At 71.2% G+C, this 17024-nt stretch carries 1 protein-coding gene; it reads left to right on the forward strand.

Features of this window, described 5'->3' with window-relative positions; translation table 11 throughout:
* Positions 1 to 31 precede the first annotated feature (31 nt).
* On the forward strand, positions 32 to 16798 hold the full coding sequence (locus tag NOCYR_RS03830; RefSeq protein WP_014349040.1) for a non-ribosomal peptide synthase/polyketide synthase: 16767 nt from the start codon (positions 32 to 34) through the stop codon (positions 16796 to 16798).
* Positions 16799 to 17024 lie beyond the last annotated feature (226 nt).

Below are 17024 nucleotides of genomic sequence, written 5' to 3' on the forward strand. Positions count from 1 at the left end.
GGCGCGGCGAGGTCCGGGGGACGATGCCGGCATGACGCGTCCGGCACGAGTTCGCCCCACCCGCATCCGGCGCCCGCGGGTCACCACCCTGCCGCAGCTGCTGGCCACCGCCGTCGAGGCGAATCCGGGTGGCGTCGCGGTCACCTACGCCGATGCCACCACCACGCTCGGCAGCCTCACCTATGCCGAGCTGGACGAACGGTCCACCCGGCTGGCGCATCTGCTCATCGCGCGCGGGATCGGACCGGAGGATCTGGTCGCGGTCGGGATTCCGCGTTCGCTGGAATCGGTGATCGCGGTCTGGGCGGTCGCCAAGACCGGCGCCGGTTTCGTTCCGGTCGACCCGAACTATCCCGCCGACCGGGTCGAGCACATGGTCACCGATTCCGGTGCCGTGTTCGGCCTGGCCGTGGCCGCGGTGCGCGACGATCTGCCCGATCGGGTGCAGTGGCTGCTCATCGATACGCCGGAAACGGCGCGGGCGCTGGAAAGCTACCCGGTCGATCCGGTCACCTACACCGACCGGGTGCGGCCGCTGCGCGCCGAACATCCGGCCTACGTCATCTACACCTCCGGCTCCACCGGCCTGCCCAAGGGCGTGGTCGTCACCCAGGCGGGGTTGTCGAGTTTCTGCGATGAGCAGCGCGAGCGTTACCGGGTGGGACCGGATTCGCGCACCCTGCATTTCGCCTCGCCGTCGTTCGACGCCTCGGTGCTGGAACTGCTGCTGGCACTGGGTGGTCCGGCCACCATGGTGGTCGTCGCGCCCACCGTGTACGGCGGTGACGAGCTGGCGAATCTGCTGCGCCGCGAGGGCGTGACGCACGCGTTCATCACCCCGGCCGCACTGGCGTCGGTGGATCCGGCGGGGCTGGACGAGCTGCGAGTGGTCGTCGCCGGTGGTGAGGCCTGTCCGCCGGAGCTGGTGCGCCGCTGGGTGCTGCCCATTTCCGGGGGCCGCACCCGCGAATTCTTCAACGGTTACGGTCCCACCGAGACCACCATCATGACCAATATCAGCGCGCCGCTGGTGCCGGGTGAGCCGGTGACCATCGGCGGGCCGATCCGCGCCATCACCGAGCACGTGCTCGACGAGCGCCTGGCGCCGGTGGCCGACGGCGCCGTGGGCGAGCTCTACATCGCCGGCGCGCAGGTGGCGCGCGGCTACCACGACCGTCCCGCGCTGACGGCGGCACGCTTCGTCGCCAACCCCTTCGACCCCAGCGGCGCCCGCCTCTACCGCACCGGCGACCTGGTGCGCATCACCCCCGAGGGCACGCTGGAATACCTGGGCCGCAACGACTTCCAGGTCAAGATCCGCGGTTTCCGGATCGAACTCGGTGAGATCGACGCGGTGCTGGCCGCGCATGAGACCGTCGATTTCGCGGTGACCGTCGGGCATCGCCTCGACTCCGGCGCCACCATCCTGGCCGCCTATGTGCACGCGGCGCCGGGTGCCGTCATCGATGTCGCGGAGCTGGACGCGTTCGCCGAACGCAGCCTGCCCGCGCATATGGTGCCCACCGCGATCACCGTGCTCGACGAGATCCCGCTGACGCCGGTCGGCAAGCTCGATCGCCGCGCGCTGCCGGAACCGCAATTGCAGACCAGGGTGTTCCGTGCGCCGAGCGGCCCGCTGGAGCAGGCCGTCGCCGAGGTCTTCGGCGAACTGCTCGGCAGCGGCGAGCCCGTCGGCGCCGACGACGATTTCTTCGAACTCGGCGGAAACTCGCTCATCGCCACCCGCGTCGCCGCGCGACTCGGCGAGGCGGTGGGCGCACGGGTGCCCGCTCGCCTGATCTTCGAAGCGCCCACGGTGGCCGGGCTGGCCCGCAAACTCGAACCGCTCAAGGGTGCGGGTGGACGTCGCCCGCTCACCTCAATGCCGCGCCCCGAGCACATTCCGCTGTCGCTGGCCCAGCAGCGCATGTGGTTCCTCAACCAGTTCGACACCGCCTCCGCGGCCAACAACATCCCGTTCGCGGTACGCCTGGACGGCCAGCTCGATGTGGCCGCGCTGCAAGCCGCGGTCGCCGATGTGATCGAACGTCACGAAACGCTGCGCACGGTGTACCCGGCCATCGACGGCACCGGCTACCAGGTGGTGCTGCCCGCGGCCGAGGTGGTGCCGGATCTGGCGCCCAAGCCGGTGTCGGAGGCCGAACTCCCGGACTGGCTGGGCCGGTTCGCGCTGACCGGGTTCGATGTGGCGGCCGAGGTGCCGTTGCGGATGGCGCTGGCCGAGGTGGGCCCGGAACAGCACGTCATCGCGGTGGTGGTGCACCATATCGCCGCCGACGGCGCCTCGGTCGCGCCGTTCATGCGGGATCTGCTGGCGGCGTTCCTGTCCCGCCGCAACGGTGCCCGCCCGGCGTGGGCGCCGCTGGCGGTGCAGTACGCCGATTACACGCTGTGGCAGCGCGAGGTGCTCGGTTCCGAGGACGATCCGGAATCGCTCGCGGCCACCCAGATCCGGTTCTGGCGCGAGGCGCTCGCCGGTGTGCCGGACCGCATCGAACTGCCCGCCGACCGGCCCCGGCCCTCGATCGCCTCCGGGCGCGGCGCTGTCTACGACTTCGAGATCGACGCCGGCACGCACGCGCGGCTGGCCGAGATCGCCCAGCACACCGGGGCCTCGGAGTTCATGGTGGTGCACGCCGCCTTCGCGGTGCTGCTGGCCCGGCTGGCCGCCACCGACGACGTCACCATCGGCACGCCGGTGGCCGGCCGTGGTGAACGCGAACTCGACGCACTCATCGGCATGTTCGTCAATACGCTGGTGTTGCGCACCCATATCGATATCGGTGCGTCGTTCACCGCGCTGCTCGACCAGGTCAAGGACGCCGACCTGGCCGCGTTCGCGCACGCCGAGCTGCCGTTCGAGCGGCTGGTCGAGGTGCTCGACCCGGTGCGTTCGCAGGCCCACCACCCGCTGTTCCAGGTGGCGCTGTTCTTCCAGAACATGAGCGCGCCGCGACTCGAGCTGCCCGGCCTCGCCGCCGAAGGCGTCGAATTCGCCGGTGCGGTCGCCAAATTCGATCTCCAGCTGACCATCGTCCCGCGCACCGCCGACGGCGCCCCGGCCGGTCTGTCGGCGCAGTTCATCTATGCCACCGATCTGTTCGACGAGCCGACGGTGGCCGAGTTCGCCCAGCGTTTCGCCCGCGTGCTGAGCGGTGTCGCGGCGGATCCGCAGGGCCCGGTCGGTGCGATCGAGCTGCTGTCCGAGACCGACCGCGACCGCATTCTGCGGGAGTGGAACGACACCCGCTTCCCGGTCGCACCGGAACTGCTGCTCGACGGCTATCGGCGCACGGTCGAACAGCGGCCCGACGCCGTCGCCGTGGTGTACGAGGGCGAGGATCTGACCTACCGCGAGTTCGACGAGCGGGTCAACCAGCTGGCGCGGTTGCTGATCGCGCAGGGTGTGGGCGCGGAATCGCTGGTGGGTCTGGCGGTGCGGCGTTCGCTGGACCTGGTGGTCGGCATGTACGCCATCGTCACCGCGGGCGGTGCGTATGTGCCGCTGGATCCGGATCATCCGGCCGAGCGGATCGCGCACATCCTCGATACCGCGCAACCGGTCTGCGTCGTCACCACCAGCGTCGACGGGCAGTCGCTGCCGCCGGGCACGCCCGCGCTGGCCATCGACACCGCCGACCTCGCGGGCTTCGACGCCGCGCCGGTGCGCCCGGAGGAACTGCTGCGCCCGGTGCGGCCCGAACATCCGGCCTACGTCATCTTCACCTCCGGCTCCACCGGCCGCCCCAAGGGTGTGGCCATCTCGCACGCGGCGATCCACAACCAGATCACCTGGATGCTGGCGGAATACCCGCTCGGCTTCCACGACGTGTACCTGCAGAAGACCGCGACCACCTTCGACGTCTCGCTGTGGGGCTATTTCATGCCGCTGCGCGCGGGGGCGAGGTTGGTCGTGGCCACGCCGGACGGGCACCGAGATCCGGCCTATGTCGCGGAAACCATTGCTGCGCAGGGTGTGACGGTCACCGACTTCGTGCCGTCGATGCTGACGGTGTTCGCCGCGCACACCCGGCCCGGTTCGGTGCCGACGCTGCGCGAGGTCTTCGTCATCGGTGAGGCGCTGCCACCGGAGACGGTCGCGGCGCTGCGCACGGTGTGCACCGCCAATGTGCACAACCTGTACGGCCCCACCGAGGCCGCCGTCTCGGTGACCTTCTGGCCCGCCGCCGGTTCCATCGAGCGCACCGTCCCGATCGGCCTGCCGCAGTGGAACACCCGGCTGTACGTGCTGGATTCGCAGTTGCGTCCGGTGCCGCCGGGGGTGGCCGGTGAGCTGTATCTGGCCGGCGATCAGCTGGCCCGCGGCTACGTGCGCCGCCCCGACCTCACCGCCGACCGCTTCGTGGCCAACCCGTTCGGCACCGGCCAGCGCATGTACCGCACCGGCGACCTGTGTGTCTGGCGCGAAGCCACCAGTACCACTCCGCATCGCCTGGATTATCTGGGCCGCACCGACTTCCAGGTGAAGTTCCGCGGTCAGCGCATCGAGCTGGGCGAGATCGAGACCGCGCTGCTGGCGCAGCCGTCGGTGAGCCAGGCCGTCGCGCTGGTGGTGGGTACGGCATTGGGCGACCAGCTCGTGGCATACGCCGTGCCCGCGCCCGGGCACGTCATCGATCAGACGACGCTGCTCGCGGCCATCGGCGAGACCCTGCCCGCCTACATGGTGCCCGCCACCATCGTCGCGCTCGAGGCCTTCCCGCTGAACCCGAGCGGCAAGCTGGACCGCAAGGCCCTGCCCGAGCCGGTGTTCGAGATGCGCGCCTTCCGTGCGCCGTCGACGCCGGTGGAGGAGATCGTCGCCGGCGTGTTCGGGGAAGTGCTCGGCCTGAGCCGGGTCGGCGCCGATGACGACTTCTTCGCCCTCGGCGGCAATTCCCTGGTCGCCACCCAGGTCGTGGCGCGGCTGGGTGCCGCGGTCGGCACCCGCATCCCGGTGCGCGCGCTGTTCGAGACGTCCACGGTGTCGGCGCTGGCCGCCGCCATCGATTCGCAGACACACACCGACGACAACCGCATCGCGCTCGGCAGCATCGCGCGTCCGCCGCAGCTGCCGTTGTCGCTGGCGCAGCGGCGCATGTGGTTCCTCAACCGTTTCGACCAGGGCGAAGGCGCTGCCGCGGTCGCGGGTTCGGCCGCCTACAACCTGCCGTTCGCGCTGCGGCTGACCGGCGCGCTGGACACCGCCGCGCTGGGCGCCGCCCTCGACGACGTGGTGGCCCGGCACGAGGTGCTGCGCACTGTCTACCCGGAGACGCCGCAGGGCCCGGTGCAGGTCGTGCTGCCCGCCGGACAGGTCGGCCTCGATGTGACCGTGCGCCCGTTGCCGCAGGTCGACGTAGCGGGCGCGGTGTACGCGCTGGCGTCGCAGCCGTTCGATGTGACCGAGGAAGTGCCGGTCCGGGTGCGGCTGATCGAGATCGCCGATCTCCCGGCCGGTTCCGCGCCCGAGTACGTGCTCGCGGTCGTGGTGCACCACATCGCAGGCGATGCCTCGTCGATGGGGCCGCTGGTGCGCGATGTGATGGTCGCCTATGCCGCGCGGGTGGCGGGCGAGGCGCCGTCTTGGGCGCCGCTGAAGGTGCAGTACGCCGACTACGCGCTGTGGCAGCGCGCCGTGCTCGGCGACGAGGCCGACCCGGAATCGGTTGCGGCGCGCCAGATCTCGTTCTGGCGCGAGCAGCTGGCCGATCTGCCCGATGTGCTGGAACTGCCCGCGGACCGTCCGCGTCCGGCGGTGGCGTCGATGGCCGGTGGCCGGGTCGAGATCTCGATCGATGCCGACACTCACGCCGGGCTGGTCAACCTGGCCCGCAGCCACAACGCCACCCTGTTCATGGTCGTGCACACCGCCTTCGCGGTGCTGCTGTCGCGGCTGTCCGGGCAGGACGACATCGCCATCGGCACCCCGGTCGCCGGCCGCGGTGAGCGCGAACTCGACGATGTGATCGGCATGTTCGTCAACACCGTCGTCTTCCGCACCCGGGTCGACGGCGGTGAATCGTTCGAGCAGCTGCTGGCCCGCCAGCGCGAGGTGGACCTGCAGGCGTTCGCGCATGCCGACGTGCCGTTCGAGCGGCTGGTCGAGGTGCTCAACCCGCCGCGCTCGACCGCGCGTCATCCGCTGTTCCAGGTGGGCCTGTCGTTCCAGAACGTGGCCAGGGCCGCGCTGGAACTGCCGGGGTTGAGCGTCAGCCCGGTGGATGCCGATCTGGATGTGTCGCAGTTCGATCTGCATCTGATCATCTCCGACGTCTACGACGAGTCCGGTGCGCCGGCGGGTCTCGGTGGGTTCTTCACCTACGCCACCGACCTGTTCGACGCCGAGACCGTGCGCATCTTCGGCGATCGCCTGGTCCGGCTGCTGAACGCGGTCGTCGCCGATGCGAGCGCCGTGGTCGGCGATATCGACCTGCTCGATCCAGCCGAACGCGCCGCCGTTCTCACCACCTGGAACGACACCCACCGGGAACTGCCCGAGGCGGACCGGACGACGCTGGTCACCCTGCTGGATCGCACCGTCGCCGCGTCGCCCGAGGCCGTGGCGCTCGTCGCCGACCAGGACGGCGGATCGGCCCGGTTCAGCTATGCCGAGCTCGATGCCCGCGTGAACCGTCTGGCCCGGCATCTGCTGGGCCTCGGTGTCGGTCCGGAATCCCGGGTCGCGCTGGCGCTGCGCCGGTCGCCGGAGCTGGTCATCGCCATGTACGCGGTCGCGCGCGCCGGTGGCGCCTACGTCCCGCTGGATCCGGATCAGCCGGCCGACCGCACCGGCTACATCCTCGATACCGCGCGACCGGTCTGTGTGCTGACCGACGCCGCCACTGGTTTCAGCACCGATCAGGCCCTGCTGATCCGCCTCGATGACGTCGACCCGGCGACCTCCGCCGCGCCGATCACCGATGCCGAACGGGTGGCGCCGATCCGGCCCGGCCACACCGCCTACGTCATCTTCACCTCCGGCTCCACCGGCCGGCCCAAGGGTGTGGCGGTGCCGCATGGTGCGATCGTCAACCAGTTGCGCTGGAAGACCGCCGAATTCGCGCTCGGCGCCGATGACGCCGTACTGCTGAAGACCGCCGCCACCTTCGACCTGTCGGTGTGGGAGTTCTGGTCGGCGGCCGTAAACGGCGGCAGGCTGGTCATCGCCGCGCCCGACGGCCACCGCGATCCGGCCTACCTGCACGAGCTGATGGTGCGCGAACAGGTGACCACGCTGCATGTGGTGCCGTCCATGTTGGACGCACTGCTGGTCGCCGCGGACACCGCGCCGCCCGCGCTGCGCCGGGTGCTGGCCATCGGTGAGGCGCTGCCCGCCGGTCTGGCGCAGCGCTTCCTGGCCGCGAATCCCGCTGTGGCGCTGTACAACCTGTACGGGCCCACCGAGGCCGCGGTATCCATCACCAGCCACCGGGTCACCGGCGCCGACCGGGCGATAGTGCCGATCGGCGGCCCGGAATGGAACAGCCGCGCCTACGTCCTCGATGCCCGGCTGCGGCCGGTGCCCGTCGGCGTGCCCGGTGAGCTGTATCTGGCCGGTGCGCAGCTGGCACGGGGTTACTTCGGCCGCCCGGATCTGACCGCGGACCGCTTCGTCGCCGACCCGTTCGGCACCGGTGGTGAGCGCATGTACCGCACCGGCGACCTGGTGGTGTGGAACCGCGAGGGTGAACTGGAATACCGGGGCCGCACCGACTTCCAGGTGAAGATCCGCGGCTTCCGCATCGAGCTGGGCGAGATCGAGGCCGCGCTGCTGGCGCTGCCGGAGATCGCCCAGACCGCGGTGCTGGCCAAGTCGGATCCGCACACTGGCGACCGGCTCGTCGCCTACGTGGTGCCCGCCGGACCCTACGACCCGGACGGCGCGGCCTTCGACCTGCCGCGGGTGCTGGCGGCGCTCGGCTCGGCGCTGCCCTCCTACATGGTGCCCGCGGCGTTCGTGGTGCTCGATGCGCTGCCGCTGAACGTCAACGGCAAGCTGGACCGCAAGGCGCTGCCGGAACCGGAGTTCGAGGCCCGCGAATTCCGCGCGCCCGCAACGCCGGTCGAGGAGATCGTGGCCGGCGTCTTCGCCGAGGTACTCGGCCTGGACCAGGTCGGCGCCGACGACGATTTCTTCGCCCTCGGCGGTAACTCGCTGCTGGCCACCCAGGTCGCCGCCCGCATCGGCGCGGCCCTCGACACCCGGGTGCCGGTGCGTGCGCTGTTCGAGGCGTCCACGGTCGCGGGACTGGCGGTGCGGGTCGAACACGCGCCTGCCGAGTCCGCGCGCGTGCCGCTGGTCGCCCGGCCCCGGCCGGACCGGATTCCGCTGTCGTTCGCCCAGCAGCGGATGTGGTTCCTCAACCAGTTCGACACCGCGGCCGCCGTCTACAACATCCCGGCCGCCATCCGGCTCTCCGGTGAGCTGAATGTGGCCGCGCTGGAGCAGGCCGTCGGCGATATCGTCGCCCGGCACGAAATCCTGCGCACCATCTACCCGAACACCCCCGACGGCCCGGTCCAGCAGGTGCTCGCCCCGCGCGAGGTGCCCGTCGACCTGACGCCCGCGCAGATCGGTGAGGAACGGGTGGGCCACGAGGTGGCCCGGGTGGTCGGCGCCGGCTTCGACGTCACCGCCGAGGTTCCGTTCCGCACCAAGCTGTTCCAGCTCGCGGGTAGTGAATACGTGCTGGTGTTCGTGGCGCATCACATCAGCGCAGACGGCTGGTCGATGGGCCCGCTGACCCGCGATCTCATGCTGGCCTACGCCGCCCGCAGCGGCGGTAACGAGCCCGCGTGGTCGCCGCTGCCGGTGCAGTACGCCGACTACGCGCTGTGGCAGCGCGAGGTGCTCGGCGAGGAGACCGATCCGGGCTCGGTGGCCGGGGCCCAGCTCGACTACTGGACCAAGGAACTGGCCGATCTGCCCGACGAGCTGAACCTGCCGTCGGACCGGCCGCGCCCACCGGCGCAGAGCTTCGCCGGCGGCAAGACCGACTTCGTCGTCGACGCCGACGTGCACGCCGCGCTGGCCGAGCTCGCCCGCACCCACAACGCCACCCTGTTCATGGTGGTGCACACGGCGCTGACGGTATTCCTGTCGCGCATGTCCGGCACCGACGACATCGCCGTCGGCACCCCCATCGCCGGGCGCGGTGAGGCCGAACTCGACGATCTCATCGGCATGTTCGTCAATACGCTGGTGTTGCGCACCCGGGTCGCACCGGAGCTGAGCTTCGACCAGCTGCTCGCGGCCAACCGCGACACCGATCTGCGCGCCTTCGCCAACGCCGACATCCCGTTCGAGCGGCTGGTCGAAGCGCTGGATCCGGAACGCTCGGCCGGGCGTCACCCGCTGTTCCAGGTGGCGCTGTCGTTCGAGAACCTGGCCGCCACCAGCTTCGAACTGCCCGGCCTGAGCTTCGCCGCACTGGACCCGGCCGCCGACGCCGCCAAGTTCGACCTGCTGCTCACCGTGCGCGAACAGCGCGACGAGCACGGCGCCGAAGCCGGGATCGCCGCCGAATTCACCTACGCCCGTGACCTGTTCGATGAAACCACGGTGGTGGACTTCGGCCGCCGGTTCCGCCGCATCCTGGCCGCCGTCGCCCGCGACAGCAGCCGCGCCGTCGGCGATCTGGAGATCCTCGACGACTCCGAACGCCTCGACCTGATCCACCGCGCGGGCGCACCGGCCGAACCGGTGCGCACCCTGCCCGAACTGATGGCCGACGCCGTCGCCGCCAACCCCACCGGCATCGCCGTGGTGGTGGGCGAGCGCTCCTTCCGCTACGCCGAACTCGACGCCGCCTCCTCCCAGCTGGCCCGCGCCCTGATCGAACGTGGCGCCGGACCGGACGTGCTGGTCGCGGTCGCGCTGCGGCGCTCGGTGGAATCGGTGCTGGCACTGTGGGCGGTGGCCAAAACCGGCGCCGCGCTGGTGCCGATCGACCCGACCTACCCGGCCGACCGGATCGCGCATATGGTGCGCGATTCCGGTGCGGCGCTCGGCATCACGATGAACGCCGAACTCGACGACCTGCCGCCGATGACCGGCGGCGGTTGGATCCGGATGGACGATCGCGGCTTCACCATGGACGTCGCCGCCCGCTCGGATCGCCCGATCACCGCAGCCGACCGGCGCGGGCCGATCCGGGCCGCCAATGCCGCCTACGTCATCTACACCTCCGGCTCCACCGGCCTGCCCAAGGGCGTCGTCGTCACCCACGCGGGCCTGGCCAATTTCAGCGCCGAGCAGGTGCAGCGCTACCACCTCGACAACTCCACCCGCGCACTGGCTTTCGCCTCGCCGTCGTTCGACGCCTCGATGCTGGAACTGCTGCTCGCGCTCGGTTCGGCGGGCACCCTGGTGGTGGCTCCGCCGCTGATGTTCGGCGGCGACGAACTGGCCGAACTGATCCGGGCCGAGGGCGTGACGCACGCCTTCATCACCCCGTCGGTGCTGGCCTCGCTGGATTCGGCGGCACTGGCGGGCATGCGCGGCATCGTCGCCGGCGGTGAGGCCGTCCCGGCCGAACTGGTCGCGAAGTGGGGTGGGGTGGACGGCCGGGCCTTCCACAACGGGTACGGCCCCACCGAGACCACCATCATGACCAATATCAGCGATCCGCTGCGTCCCGGCGATCCGGTGACCATCGGCGCGCCGATTCGCGGTATGCGGGCGCTGGTGCTCGACGCCCGGCTGCGGCCGGTGCCCGAGGGCGTCGCCGGTGAGCTGTACCTCGGCGGCATCCAGCTGGCCCGCGGCTATCACGCGCGGCCCGGCCTCACGGCCGCCCGCTTCGTCGCCGATCCGTACGGCGCACCGGGGGAGCGGCTCTACCGCACCGGTGACGTGGTGCGCTGGCGCGGCCGCGAGGTGGAATACGTGGGCCGCAACGACTTCCAGGTGAAGGTGCGCGGTTTCCGCATCGAACTCGGCGAGATCGACAGCGCCCTGGCCGCCCAGCCGGGCATCGACTTCGCCGTCACCCTAGGACGCGAAAACACTGCGGGCGCCACCATTCTGGTGTCCTATGTGCTGCCCGAACGCGGCGTCACCCCCGACGTCGCCGAGCTGACCGCCCAGCTGGGCCGGGTGCTGCCCGACTACATGGTGCCCACCGCGATCGTGGTGCTCGACGAGATCCCGCTGACGCCGGTCGGCAAGCTGGACCGGCGCGCGCTCCCGGAGCCGGTGCTCGAGACCCGCGCCTACCGGGCCCCGCGCAGCGCCGCCGAACAGGTGATCGCCGAGGTCATCGGCGAGGTGCTCGGCATCGAGCAGGTCGGCCTGGACGACGATTTCTTCGCCCTCGGCGGCGACAGCATCGTCTCCATCCAGGTGGTGTCGCGGGCCCGCGCCAAGGGCGTGGACTTCACCCCGCGCGATGTGTTCCAGGCCCGCACGGTCGAGGCGCTGGCCGCCGCGGCCACCGTCGCCGGCGCGCCCGCCGACGAAGCCGGCGAGCTGCCCGCCACCCCCACCGCGATGCGGCTGCTCGAATCCGGCGGGGTCGAACCGCGCGCCATCGTGCTCGACGTGCCGGCCAGCTGTCCGGCCGAGGCGGTGGAGACCGCGGTCGGCGCGGTGCTCGATCAGCATCCGATGCTGTGGGCGCGGCTGGACCGCGCCGGTACCGCACCGGTGCTGCGCATCCCCGCGGCCGCCGACCGGGTCGACCGCCAGTTCAGCTGGCTCGATCCCGAACTCGGCGAGACCACCCTGCCCATCGATGACGTCGTCGGCGCCGCCATCGACGCCCTCGACCCGGAACAGGGCCGCAACATCCACTTCGTCGCCACCGGAACCCCCGAGGCGTTCCGGCTGGTGGTGGTGGCCAACGCGCTGGTCGTCGACGACGTCTCCTGGCGGACCATCATCGACCAGCTCACCACCGCGTGGAACCGCGGCAGGCACGCCGCCCCCGCCGCACCGGAATCCGGGCTCGGCGCACTCATCCGCGCGCTGGCCGACCGGGCCAACGCACCCGCCATCGACGCCGAAGCGCAGTGGTGGCAGCAGACGCTGGCCGCCGCCACCCGCGACGACCTGCCCACCGGCGCCGCCGATCTGCGCACCCGCCGCCGGGTCTCGCTCACCATCACCGCCGAGGGCACCGAGGCCGTGGCCGCCGTCGCCGAGGCCTATCACGCCACCGTCGACGAGGTGCTGCTCACCGCCGTCGCGCTCGCCCTGCACACCGCGCAGCGCGAAACCGTCACCCGCGCGGTGGGTTCGGTGATCCGCCTCGACGCCGACGCGCGCGCCGTGGCCGAGATCGATGCGAGCAATATCGTCGGCGGCTTCCGCACCGCCTATCCGCTGCCGCTGCGCCTGGACGGCATCGACGTCCCCGACGCACTGGTCGGCGGCCGGGCCGCGGGCGCCGCGCTCACCCAGATCAAGGAGCTGCACCGCGCGGTGCCCGGACGCGGCGTCGGCTACGGCCTGCTCTGCTACCTGAACCCGGACGCCGCCGCGGGCCTGCGCGATTTCGGTCGCGGCCGGTTCGCGCTGCGCTACCGCGATCTGCGCCCGGCCCGCGTGCACACCGACGCACCCGCCGACGATCTGCTGCTCGCGCTCACCGTCGACGCCACCGACGAGGGGCTGCTGGCCCGATTCGATTACGCGGCCGCGGTCTTCGCCGCCGACGAGGTGAAGACCTTCGCCGAACACTGGATCCGGGCCCTGGGCGGGTTGGCCGAGCACGGACTGCGGCCCGACGCCGGCGGCTACAGCCCGTCGGACTTCCCGCTGATCTCGTTGCGGCAGGACGATATCGACCGCTTCGCCCGCGACTACCCGCAGCTGACCGACGCCTGGCCGGTGACGCCCTTGCAGTCGGGCATGCTGTTCCACGCGCTGCTGGCCGACACCTCCGTCGACGTCTACACCACCCAGTTCGTCCTCGATCTGGGCGGCACCGTCGACCCGGCCCGCATGCAGGCCGCCGCGCAAGCCGTGCTGGACCGGCACGCCAACCTGCGGGTGGCCTTCGCCGACGACGCCGAGGGCGCGCCGGTGCAGATCGTGCAGGACGGGATCGAGGTCCCGTGGCGGATGATCGACCTGTCGCATCTGGATCCGGCCGCCGCGCTCGCCGAAGCCGAACTGATCAAGACCGCCGATCTGGCCGACCATTTCGATATGCGCACCGCGCCGCTGCTGCGGTTCGCGCTGATCCGCACCAGCGCCGCGGGCATCGACGCCGACAGCGCCTACCAGCTGCTGGTCACCAGCCATCACATCCTCATCGACGGCTGGTCCATGCCGCTGCTGATGAAGGATCTGCTCACCCTCTACGCCCTCGGCGGCAACTCGCGGCACCTGCCGCAGGTCCCGCCGTACCGCGACTACCTGGCCTGGCTGATCGCCCAGGATCCGGAGGCCGCCCGGCAGGCCTGGCGCACCGCGCTGGCCGGTATCACCGAGCCGACGCCGCTGGCGCCGGTGGATCCCGGCCGGGAGATCTCGGCCGGTGTCGGTGAGGTGGGATTCGAACTGTCCCAGGCCGATACCACCGCGCTGACCCGGCTCGCCGCGCACCTCGGCGTCACGGTGAACACCGTGGTCCAGGCCGCGTGGGGGCTGCTGATCGGGCGCAGCGTCGACCGCGACGACGTCGTGTTCGGCGCGACCGTGTCCGGCCGCCCGCCGCAGCTCGACGGCGTGGAGGCCATGGTCGGGCTGTTCCTCAACGCCATCCCGGTGCGCGTGCGCCTGGGCGCCACCGACACCCTCGGTGGGCTGCTGCGGCAATTGCAGGCCGAACAGGCCGATCTGCTCGGCTACCACTACCTGGGGCTCAGCGATATCCAGGACGCCGTCGGGGTGGAAGGCCTGTTCGATTCGCTGGTGGTGTTCGAGTCCTTCCCGGTGGACCGGGAGGGGCTGGCCGAGGCCAGCGCCATCGACGGCATGAACATCACCGGCGTCGGCGCCGTCAACGGCACCCACTACCCAGTGACGGTCATGGTGGTGCTCGACCATCAGCTGCGGGTATCGGTGAAGTACCTACGCGACCTGTTCGACACCGACGCGGCCGACGCGCTCGCGCGCAGGCTGCAGGCGCTGATCGGCCGGTTCGTCACCGAGCCGCAGGCCAAGGTCGCCGATATCGACGTGCTGCTCCCGGCCGAGGCGGCCGAACTGGCCGCCCGCAATGCCACCGACGTGCCGGAACTGCTCGACGACGCCACCCTGCTGACGCTGTTCGATGCCCAGGTGGCCCGCACGCCGGACGCGCCCGCCGTCCGCTACCGCGACGCGGTGCTCAGCTACCGCGAACTCGACGCGCGGTCGCGGGCGCTGGCCGCCGAGCTGAGCAACTTCGGCGCCGGCCCCGGCACGCTGGTCGGTGTCGCCATGCGACGCGGCCTCGACCTGGTGGTCTCGATCTACGCCGCGCTGCGCGCCGGGGCGGGCTATGTACCGATCGACCCGGACCATCCCGCCGAGCGCAGCGAATACGTGCTCGCCGGTGCCGCGCCGATCTGCGTACTCACCACCACCGCCGACGGATTCACCACCGGCACCGGTGTGCCGGTGGTCGCGGTGGACACGCTGTACCTCGCACCGGCCGACGGATTCGCCCGCGCCCGGGTACGCCCGGACGACATCGCCTACGTCATCTACACCTCCGGCTCCACCGGCCGGCCCAAGGGTGTGATGATCACGCACCGGCAGATGGCCAACCAGTTCCGCTGGGCCCAGCGCACCTACCCGCACGACCCGAGCGATGTGGTGCTGCACAAGACGCCGATCACCTTCGACATCTCCACCTGGGAGCTGTTCTGGCCGCTGCACACCGGCGCGTCGATCGTGATCGCCGAACCCGACGGGCACCGCGATCCGGCCTACCTGTCCCACACCATCGCCGAGAACGCCGTCACCACGGTGCATTTCGTGCCCTCGATGCTCGACGCGTTCCTCGACCCGGTGGCCAGTGGTGCCGCCGTGGCCGAATACCCGTCGCTGCGCCGGGTTTTCGCCGCCGGTGAGGCCTTGTCGGGGGAGACCGCCGCGACGTTCACCACCGCACTGCCCGGCACCGCGCTGATCAACTGGTACGGGCCCGCCGAGGCAACCGTCGTGACGGCGCACCCGGTCACCGACACCGACGTCACCGCCATCCCGATCGGCACCCCGGTCGCCAATACCCGGGTGCTGGTGCTGGATCGGCAGCTGCGCCCGGTGCCGCCCGGCGCGGCCGGTGAGCTGTACGTCGCCGGCGTGCAGCTGGCCCGCGGCTACCACGACCGGCCCGCGCTGACCGCCGAACGCTTCGTCGCGGGCGAGGGCGGCACCCGCCTCTACCGCACCGGTGACGTGGTCCGCTGGACCGGCACGGGCACCGGCGCCGCACTGGAATACCTGGGCCGCAGCGACTTCCAGGTGAAGCTGCGCGGTCAGCGCGTCGAGCTCGGTGAGATCGAGACGATCCTGCTCGGCCACGAGTCGGTGCGCCACGCCGCCGTCTCGCTGGTGCGCGCCACCACCGGCGACCGCCTGGTGGCCTATGTCGTCGCCGCACCGGGCCACACCGTCGACGATCGCGCACTGCTCGCGCACGCGCGGGCCGCGCTGCCGTCGTACATGGTGCCCTCCGCGGTGGTGGTGCTCGAGCGGATGCCGTTGAACGCCAGCGGCAAACTCGACCGGATGTCGCTGCCGGTGCCGCAGCTGTCCGGGCGTCCGTTCCGCGCGCCGACGACTCCGCTGGAACGCACCATCACCGAGGTGTTCGCCGAGGTGCTCGGGGTCGACCGGGTCGGCATGGACGACGACTTCTTCGACCTGGGCGGCAACTCGCTCATCGCCACCCGCGCGGTGAGCAGGCTGCGCACCCGCACCGGCGCCGAGATCCGGGTGCAGTGGTTCTTCACCGACTCCACCCCGGCCGATCTCGCGGCCCGGATCCTGGCGGTGCTGGCCGGCGAGCACGACTACGACCTGGACTCCAACGCCGCCCTCGGGGTGGTGCTGCCGATCCGGACCCGGGTACCGCACGACACCGCCGCCGACGACCCGGTGTTCTGCATCCACCCGATGTACGGCCTGTCCTGGTGCTACGCCGGATTCGCCCGGTACCTGCCGTCGCGCTATCCGATCTACGGCCTGCAATCGCCTGCCTTGTCGGAGGACGGCTACCTGCCGCGGTCGCTGACCGAGATGGCGCGGCGCTACGCCGCCGAGATCCGCGCGGTGCAGCCCGAGGGACCGTACCGGCTGCTGGGCTGGTCGCTGGGCGGGGTGATCGCGCACGCGATCGCCACCGAACTCCAGGCCGCCGGTCACGAGGTGTCGCTGCTGGCGATGCTGGACAGCCACCCCGCCATCGACGTCACCGATTTCCGCGCCGCCATCCGCGACGCGCTGGCCGAACTCGGCATCGGCGACGCCCAGCTACCCGACGGTGATATCCACGACCTCACCGACGAGGCCCTGGCCGCCCTGCACGCCACCATCCCGCCGGATATGGCGGTGCTCACACCCGAGCGGGTGCGCCGGATCTACCGCAGCGCGGTCCGCTCGGCCGAACTGATCGCCGAGCACCGGCCCGGCGTGTTCCGCGGCAGGCTGGATTACTTCAGCGCCGCGGGCCACGATACGGCCGCCCGGAACTGGGATGGCTACGTCGACGGCACCGTCGCCGACCATCCGGTGGGAGCCGATCACGATCAGATGACATCGCCCGAGGCGCTGGCCGAAATCGGTCCCGTGCTGGCCGACCGGCTCGATCCCGCCCGTACGGCGGGTCGATCATGATCGAATATGAGCGACTCCGGCATGATGGTGGCAACGGTGTGGTAACGATGCCCCCTGTTGTCACGACTACATAGACCGTATGGTCGGGCGTGACGCGGCGGTGTCTGTCCCGGCCCGAACCGGTATGCCCGCCGACACCCGTTGTCATGGGAATGCCCGATGAAATTTCGAGAAGAAGCGAAGGTGCGAAATTGACACGTCGACTCACCCGGCGCGGCGGCACTCG

Source organism: Nocardia cyriacigeorgica GUH-2 (assembly GCF_000284035.1).
GTDB classification, from domain to species: domain Bacteria; phylum Actinomycetota; class Actinomycetes; order Mycobacteriales; family Mycobacteriaceae; genus Nocardia; species Nocardia cyriacigeorgica_B.

What these genes read in the sequence shown, in the direction of transcription:
- NOCYR_RS03830 (WP_014349040.1), top strand. Translation starts at nt 32, where the DNA reads ATGACGCGTCCGGCACGAGTTCGCCCCACCCGCATCCGGCGCCCGCGG.